The 3,412-nt window shown below is 45.3% G+C and carries 4 protein-coding genes; all 4 read right to left on the reverse strand.

The genetic code is table 11. The features are described from left to right. Nucleotides 1-32: 32 nt before the first annotated feature. Nucleotides 33-1,445 carry a sensor histidine kinase gene (locus AC1WIP_RS13370; protein WP_481142292.1) on the reverse strand — a complete coding sequence of 471 codons (1,413 nt, stop codon included), beginning with the start codon at nt 1,443-1,445 and terminating at the stop codon, nt 33-35. Further along, nucleotides 1,446-2,120 (reverse strand): response regulator transcription factor, encoded by a 675-nt coding sequence (locus AC1WIP_RS13375; RefSeq protein ID WP_481142293.1) that lies wholly within the window; start codon nt 2,118-2,120, stop codon nt 1,446-1,448. 155 nt (nt 2,121-2,275) lie between these two features. Further along, nucleotides 2,276-2,728, reverse strand: a complete 453-nt coding sequence (locus AC1WIP_RS13380) for an Hsp20/alpha crystallin family protein (protein WP_481142294.1) — start codon at nt 2,726-2,728, stop codon at nt 2,276-2,278. Nucleotides 2,729-2,776: 48 nt separating this feature from the next. Beyond that, nucleotides 2,777-3,226: an Hsp20/alpha crystallin family protein gene (locus AC1WIP_RS13385; RefSeq protein WP_481142295.1), complete on the reverse strand. Its 450-nt coding sequence runs from the start codon at nt 3,224-3,226 to the stop codon at nt 2,777-2,779. Nucleotides 3,227-3,412 lie beyond the last annotated feature (186 nt).

Raw genomic sequence — 3,412 nt, forward strand, 5'->3', positions numbered from 1 at the left:
TATAAAAACCAAATATTAAAACAACATTAGAATCAAATATTTTTTTTCGGAATGGAAAAAATAAAGCAGCTTCCCTCTCCTAACTGGCTTTTCACCGTGATTTGCCCGCCGTGAAACTGGGCAATCTGCCACACCATAGAAAGCCCAAGCCCACTGCCTCTGCCTGTCCTGGAAGCGTCCACCTGATAAAACCGGGAAAAAATTTTTTCCTGATCCTCGTCGGCAATGCCGATTCCATTATCCGCCACGAGAAGCCGTATCTCCTTTTCGTCCTCCTCCAGAGTGACCCGGATTTCTCCATTTTCCCTTCCATAGCGGTATGCGTTGGTAATCAGATTTACAAGCAGTCTGGAAAGCAGGCTTCTGTTGCCTTCCACAAGCACGCCTTCCTGAATCCTGCTGGTGAGCTGAATCCCCTTCTCCTGCACCAGTGCCATATCCTCGCAGACCGACGCGGCAAGCTCCGATAAATCTACAATCTCCCTTCCAAAGCTCTCTGCCTTACCCTCCAGCCTTGTAAAATCCAGCATGTCCCGAATCAGTCCCGACATCCTGCTGCCTTGTCTGTGTATCACCTCCAGCGCTTCCTGGTACTCTTCCACACTTCTTGGCTTTTCCAGTGTATATTCACACTGGGCCATAATCACCGACATGGGAGTTCTCAGTTCATGGGAGGCATCGGAGGTAAAACGTCTCTCCGCTTCAAAGGAGTCATCCAGCCGTTCAAACATCTGATTGAAATTATCTGCAAGCTCATGAAGCTCATCCTTGCCCTCACCCAGCTCTATCCTTTTTTTCAGATCACCGCCCTGGCGTATCTGGGCTGCTGCGGCAGAAATCTTCTGAATGGGCTTTAACGCCCTTCCTGCCACCATGTATCCTCCCACAATGGCCAAAATCGCAAGGGCCGGAAGCAGGATGATGGAAAGACCTGTAATGGCGGAAAGCTGCGACTCCCCCTGTCTCTCTGACACAATTCCACGCAGCCATAAGCCCTCCAGTCCATCCCTTGTCAGCTCTTTATCATAAATATAGTACAGCGTTCCATTCACCCGAAGACTCTGAATCTCTCCATCCAAAAATGCCAGCTTTGACGTACCAGGGAAAATAGGGTTTTCTCCATACAACAGACTGCCGTCAGCATACACTAACGAGGTATATACCTCGTTTACCGCGTCAAGGAAATCATCGTCAATCTCCAAAAATCCGCTACCATAAACAATGTAGTGATCCCAGTCATTTGCATACCGGCTCATGTCACCTGCTTTAAAAAACGCTATTTCGTCCACATTATCCATCACCGTCTCTACCAGGTTGTCCCGTATTGTTTTTTGAATCACAGAATTGCTTACAGACAAAATAGCCGCAAACAGGAGAACAGAATTTAAAAACAAAGCCGCTGCAAACCAGATGGTTACTTTCAATCTTATGGACAATCTCTTCATTTACAGTCCTTCCTTCAGCACATAGCCTCTGCCGCGGAGGGTATGTATCAGCTTTGTCTCATGACCGCTGTCAATCTTTTTGCGCAGGTAGCTGATATATACATCCACCACGTTGGTGCCGCCCTCGTAGTCATAATTCCAAATGTGATCTTCAATTCTTTCCCTGGACAGCACCACGCCCTTATTGTACATAAGATACTCTAACAGTGCATATTCCTTGGCCGAAAGTATAATCTCTTTTCCAGCCCGCTTTACCTCATGGGTTGCAGTGTCCAGGGTCAAATCTGCCACAGCCAGCACGCTGCTGGATTTTCCGAAGACGCTTCTGGTTATAGCCCGCAGTCTGGCTCCCAGCTCCTCAAAGGAAAAAGGCTTTACCAGATAATCGTTTGCACCGCTGTCCAATCCGGTTACCTTGTCCAATACCGCATCCCTGGCTGTCAGAATCAGCACAGGCGTCTGGTTTCCCTCCTGTCTGATTTTCTTAAGCAATGTGATTCCATCCATCTTCGGCATCATGATATCCAAAATAGCCGCATCGTATGTTGTGCTTCTAAAATGCTCCAGAGCCTCAAGACCGTCATAGCAGCTGTCCACTCCATACCCATCCGATGTAAGCTTCTGGCTGATGATACGGTTCAAATCCTTCTCGTCCTCAGCAAGCAGTATTCTCATTGCCATCCCTCCGTATTCTAATCACACACATCTTAAACCTATTATATAAAAAAGCTTTCCCAAAGTCCATTTTTAAATCTCATTCCGAAAAACAAAAATCCCCTTGGGGAGAAGTCTCCTCCTCCCCAAGGGAATCACTATTTAAGATATCAGTCTCAGCCTTCAATTGCAATATACTTGTTCTCTTCCACGGCTTTGGGCTGCTCTTTAGGCACGCTCAGCTTCAAAATACCGTGCTCATATTTCGCTTTGATATCCTCCTGGCGCAGATTCTCGCCCACATAGAAGCTTCTGCTCATGCTGCCCGCATAACGCTCCTGACGGATATATTTGCCCTTTTTATCCTCTTTATCCTTGTCAAGACCCTTGGAGGCGGTAACGGTCAGGTAGCCATTCTCCAGCTTTGCATTAATCTCCTCTTTCTTAAAGCCAGGCAGATCAATATCCAGCTCATAGCCCTCGTCCGTCTCCCGGATGTCCGTCTTCATCATATTTTTCGCATGCTTGCCGTACAGAGGATTTTTCCTCCCAAAGAATTCGCTTTCAAACGGAAAGCTAAACCAATCATCATCAAATAAATTTTCTCCAAAAACACTAGGCATCAACATAAGTCATCTCTCCTTTTCTTCTTTCTATTTTCTTTCACAATTCAGATTTTATTCAATGGCAATGTAATTATTCTGAGTAACGGCCTTTGCTTCCTTCTTGGGAACACTCAGCCTCAGAATACCATTCTCATATTTTGCCTTCACGTCATCCTGAGTCACATTCTCACCCACATAAAAGCTTCTGCTCATGCTGCCTGCATAACGCTCTCTGCGGATGTACCTTCCGGACTTCTCATCCTTTTCATCCTTATCAAGTCCCTTGGCTGCGGAAACAGTAAGATAACCATCCTTCAGCTCGACGCTCACTTCCTCTTTCTTGAAGCCTGGCAGGTCAATGTCTACTTCATAGCCATCATCCAGCTCTTTTACATCTGTCTTCATCATGTTCTTTGCATTCTTGCCGTACAACGGATTCTTCTTCCCAAAAAATTCATCCCCAAAAGGAAAACTCATCATTTCATCAAATAAATCTTCTCCCAAAATACTAGGTCTCAACATAAGTCATATCTCCTTCCATAACTAAATCTTTTAGCACTATCGGAGAAATCCGAGGTGTTGCTTTTTCACATTGGATTGGGAATTGCTTTCTTTTTATTCCCTTTCCTTTGTTCTAAATGTAATATAACACTTGTTGTTAGCACTGTCAATAGGTGAGTGCTAATTCTTTTGTGAAGATTTTGTGAA

The organism is Acetatifactor sp. (assembly GCF_982438285.1).